We start from the raw sequence: 3,330 nt of genomic DNA on the forward strand, positions 1-3,330 counted from the left end.
GGATGGAAGTCCGAGGGAAGTCGTCTGATGGAAGTCGTCTGATGGAAGTCGGAAGTTCGGCAGCGGATTGTGTAACGGATGTAACGGATGTAACGGATGGAAGTCCGAGGGAAGTCGTCTGATGGAAGTCGTCTGATGGAAGTCGGAAGAAAGAATTAAGAGATGCGATCGGGCAATTCTCCGCAATGGTTTCAGGAATTCATCAAGTTCTCATAACCTAGAAGGTTGCTATATTACCAAAAATCATGAAAGGCAGACGAATTTTAATCGGCGTTAGTGGCGGGATTGCGGCTTATAAAGTTTGCGAAGTCGTTTCAAGTTTAGCAAAGGCTGGAGCTGATGTTAAAGTGATTCTGAGTGATGCGGCCGGGGAGTTTGTCACACCTTTAACTTTTGCTACTCTTTCCCGCCATCCTGCTTTTACAGATAAGGATTTTTGGCAAGCAAATCACGGCCGCCCGCTGCACATTCAACTGGGAGAATGGGCGGAAGTTTTTGCGATCGCTCCCCTGACAGCTAATACTTTGGCTAAGCTGGCGGGGGGTTTTGCTGATAATTTGCTGACTAATACTGTGTTAGCTTCTACTTGCCCAATTTTGCTGGCGCCGGCGATGAATACTGATATGTGGGAACAGCCGGCGGTTGCCGGTAATTGGCGGGAAGTGTTGACTTATCGGCGCTATCATGCGGCGAATCCGGGGGCGGGAATGCTGGCGTGCGATCGCGCGGGTGTTGGCCGGATGGCTGAACCTAATGAGATTTTGCCTCATATCGAGTCGCTGTTGTATGCTAAGGGATCTCGAGATTTAGCAGGTAAGCGGGTGTTGATCAGCGCGGGAGGAACCCGAGAACACCTCGATCCGGTGCGGTTTATCGGCAATCCTTCCACGGGCAAAATGGGCATAGCTTTGGCGCAAGCTGCACTGCATCGCGGCGCGGCTGTGACGCTGGTACACAGCATAACTGGGGAATTGCCGCTGTCTGGTGTACGGGCGATCGCAGTTACCAGCGCCGAAGAAATGCGGCTGGCTATGCTAGACTGCTTTCACGATGCAGATTTGACGGTGATGGCGGCGGCGGTTGCGGATGTCAAACCAGTCGATCGCAGTCATGAGAAATTGCCAAAGCGATCGCTCCCCAATTCTTTACCGTTAGCGCCTGTAGCCGATATTGTGGCAGAGTTGGGGAACTTGAAGCAGCCGCATCAAAAACTCATCGGCTTTGCAGCACAAACTGGAGATATTGTCAAGCCAGCGTTGGAGAAATTGCGGGCTAAGAAGCTGGATGCGATCGCTGCAAACCCGATCGATAAAATAGGTGCAGGTTTCGGCAGCAATACCAATCAAGCAATATTAATTAATGCCGCCGGCAAACAAGTAGAAATAGCACCTTGCAGCAAGCTAGAAATGGCTCACCGGTTGTTAGATTTTGTAATGGAAGCATAAGGTTCGTAGTGAGGACTTTAGTCCTTCTTCACTAAACGCAAATAGAAAAAACTGAATTCCTCACTACGAACCTAATAAAGTTGTTATAAATTTGCTGGTTCCGGGCATAATTCTGATTCCACAAAATCCGTTGATTGCGACTCGGCCGGCAACTCAAGATCTGCGATCGTAATTTCTATTTTAAATCCTAACGCTTCGAGTAATTCTACCAAACTGTAAATTTCCGAACCGCCGCTTTCAGTCAGCATCTTGTCGAGTTTTTCGTGAACTTCTTTTGCTGAATCCGAAAGAGCATTCATCCTGATTCGAGCCTCAATCACCTTTCTGATGGCATTTCTCAGCAGTGCGGGTTCAGGGTCTTTTTCTTCCAAAATAGCCCCGATAAAACCACCAGCGTGTTCAGCGTCTTTGAGGGATTCAATTAGGGACTCGTAATAGCTATCGCTGGTCGGCATTTTCATTTCTTTCATAGTCTGCTGAATACTCCTTCGCTTTGAGAATATCTTGTTCTTGGGTACTTTTATCCCCACTACAAAGCAGAAGCACAATTGTCTCTCCTACTTGTCTAAAATAAATCCGGTAGCCCGGGCCGTAGTTGATCCTGAGTTCAAAAACTCCTTCTCCTACTGACTTATAATCGCCCAAATTGCCGAGAATAACTCGCTCAAGCCTTGCATCAATCTTAAGTTGGGCTTTGCCATCTCGCAAGGAATAGTACCACTCTAAGAACGGAATCCTGCCATCGGGTCGGATGTAACGTCGAATTTCCCTGGGTTGTACTTCCATGATTTTATCGTACTTGCTCAACAATTTCTATAATAAGCGCGATCGGCAGCGCATTCAAAAAGCAAATCATACTTTAGATAGAGGCAGTCGATCGTCTTTTAAGTAAACTTTGTTGCAGGAAACTTTGATTAAAACAGGGAATTGTAAATGAACTTTAAATCGATCGCAAAAACCCATCTACTACTCAGCAGCCTAATCGTGAGTCTCGGATTGCAAACACTTCCAGCCGCAGCAGCAGTCACCGACGCGCAAGTTTCCGCCCTCGTAGAAGCAATGCGACAAGCCGCGCCACCGCAAACCGCAAATGACGGAATGTACAGTCAGTGGCAAGTTTTACCAAATAATATTTCCCGCTGGGCAAAATTCTGTACCAAACAAGATTTAACACCCCAACAATTTGAAGCCGACGCCACAAAAGCTAAATCAATTGTTACCTGTATCGTGGGCGATTTACTGCGCGACGAATACAAAGCTAGCAGCAACAATGAATTAACCGCTGTACGCCGCGCCGCTTGCTGGTGGATGACTGGGGACTCCGCAGCTTGCAAAAGTGGCGCAACTGCGACTTATGCGGACAAAGTTGTCAGCGTTTACCAGCAGCAGCGGGCTAAAAAGTAAAGTTTCTGCTGCGGGATTTAGATTTTTTTGACCGCAGATGGACGCAGATGGTTTTGTGCTGATAGACAGATAAGAGCGATTTGATATCAAATTCAATTATCCTATAAGCGCCAAAGATTCTTGAGAACATTAATCAGCTCTTTCTGCCGTCGAGCGATTACTTCTGGCGTCCATTCCTGTTCCCGCAGCACTTGGGTAGTAAGTACAAAGGTTGAAACACCTGTTTTAGTGGTGAAATACTTCTGCTTTTTCACATCAAAATCATAATTTTGTGCCTGACTGTTTTTCCCAGAAGATAGCAAAACTAAGTTGCCAAGACGATGCACATATTGATCTCGCTCTTGCTCACTAGGAAACCACTTCATCCACTCACTATCAGCGCCTGGATTTTGGGGAAGTACGTGTTCGACAGTAATATTGGAGAAGTTGTAAGATGCTTCACCTTCTGAAAGAGCAGCATCTAAGCGCAGCAAGACATAAC

5 protein-coding genes are annotated in these 3,330 nt (G+C 46.9%); 2 read left to right on the top strand and 3 right to left on the bottom strand.

The features are described from left to right. The first annotated feature begins 245 nt into the window (after window positions 1-245). On the top strand, window positions 246-1,445 hold the full coding sequence (coaBC, locus tag QT974_RS30930; protein WP_333472198.1) for a bifunctional phosphopantothenoylcysteine decarboxylase/phosphopantothenate--cysteine ligase CoaBC: 1,200 nt from the start codon (window positions 246-248) through the stop codon (window positions 1,443-1,445). A gap of 83 nt (window positions 1,446-1,528) precedes the next feature. On the opposite strand, the gene QT974_RS30935 is transcribed toward coaBC, so the two are convergent. Together QT974_RS30935 and QT974_RS30940 are read right to left on the bottom strand one after the other, a co-directional pair. Continuing rightward, window positions 1,529-1,915 carry a helix-turn-helix domain-containing transcriptional regulator gene (locus QT974_RS30935; RefSeq protein ID WP_333472199.1) on the bottom strand — a complete coding sequence of 129 codons (387 nt, stop codon included), beginning with the start codon at window positions 1,913-1,915 and terminating at the stop codon, window positions 1,529-1,531. Then, entirely contained in the window at window positions 1,884-2,231 is a 348-nt protein-coding gene (locus tag QT974_RS30940) for a type II toxin-antitoxin system RelE/ParE family toxin (protein ID WP_333472200.1), read from the bottom strand. Before QT974_RS30940 ends, QT974_RS30935 begins: the two co-directional genes overlap by 32 nt. A 147-nt stretch (window positions 2,232-2,378) precedes the next feature. On the opposite strand from QT974_RS30940, the gene QT974_RS30945 reads away from it, so the two are divergent. Beyond that, a complete protein-coding gene (locus QT974_RS30945; protein WP_333472201.1) occupies window positions 2,379-2,849 on the top strand; it encodes a hypothetical protein in 471 nt (156 codons plus the stop codon). Between the two features lie 101 nt (window positions 2,850-2,950). On the opposite strand, the gene QT974_RS30950 is transcribed toward QT974_RS30945, so the two are convergent. Then, window positions 2,951-3,330 (bottom strand): HNH endonuclease family protein (locus QT974_RS30950; protein WP_333472202.1); only part of this gene is annotated, 380 nt, incomplete at its 5' end.

Source organism: Microcoleus sp. BM001215392 (assembly GCF_036700185.1).
GTDB lineage: Bacteria > Cyanobacteriota > Cyanobacteriia > Cyanobacteriales > Microcoleaceae > Microcoleus.